This window comes from Noviherbaspirillum album, from assembly GCF_035916955.1.
Taxonomy (GTDB): Bacteria; Pseudomonadota; Gammaproteobacteria; order Burkholderiales; family Burkholderiaceae_D; genus Noviherbaspirillum; species Noviherbaspirillum album.
Window position 1 is genome coordinate 1 of sequence record NZ_JAWIIV010000130.1, and the last position, 852, is coordinate 852.

Sequence of the window (852 nt, forward strand, 5' to 3'; positions counted from 1 at the left end):
GACCGAGCAGACCGCCATGGTCATGCCTTCGCTGGTGCGCCAGCCCTGGAGCTGGGAAGCGGAGAGATTGCCGTCGCAGTCGCTCATGTAGTGGAAGCCGCGCTCGGGATTGGCGATGGTTGCCGTGCTGGCTGTGTAGTTCAGCGACGCTTGCGGACTGTCCGGAGCGGGTACTGGCGAAGTGTTCTCGGAATCGGTCGGGGCGGTCGGCACCATGATATCGGAAGTCGCTCCCGGTAGTGCCGCCGAACCGCCTGCGGGAGTCGATGTTTCCACCGCCATGCTGCTTTCCTGTCCTGCCGTGCCATTGGCGGCGGAAGAGGATGAGGCATTGGCCTGGGTGGCCGACCCGATTGGAGCGTCGCTTCCGCCACCACCACAGGCGGCGAGGGATGCGGCGAGAACGGTAAGGGTAAAGAATCGCAGTGCTGGAATTGTCACGTCATTCCTTTCATGAAGGTGTTGAGCCTTCCTTTATCCGCATGCAGGATGAAGGACCGGGCGTCGCAATCGCTGCGAAGGCCCGGCATGTCAACGGAGGAGAAGAATCGGCGCCGCCCGGAGAAGAGGGCGCCGGAAGTGCCGGTACGGCGTGTGTTGCTATTTGCCGTTACGGAGCCACGCCGACGGTGTGGTTCAGGTTGTTGAAGCCGGTGGAAGCTTCCCAGGCATTGGTGTTGGCCAGCTGGATCGAGTACTCCGGACGGCCGCGCAGCGCTGTCATCGGATCAGGCAGGTTCAGCAGCACCGCATAGTTCCCCTTGGGCATGTCTGCCGGCAGAGTCACGTTCTGGCTCACCGTCACGTTCTGGCCTGGCAGCCACTTGCGCGGATCGGCATTGAGCTTGAAGC

The 852-nt window shown here is 62.7% G+C and carries 1 protein-coding gene and 1 pseudogene; both read right to left on the reverse strand.

Annotation, left to right across the window (positions count from 1 at the left end; translation table 11 throughout):
• Window positions 1–441: pseudogene (locus RY831_RS33035) on the reverse strand (hypothetical protein); the annotation flags it as partial.
• A 169-nt stretch (window positions 442–610) separates the two neighbouring features.
• Window positions 611–852, reverse strand: a 242-nt coding sequence (locus RY831_RS33040; protein WP_326510509.1) for a DUF4832 domain-containing protein, incomplete at its 5' end; no start/stop codon positions are given.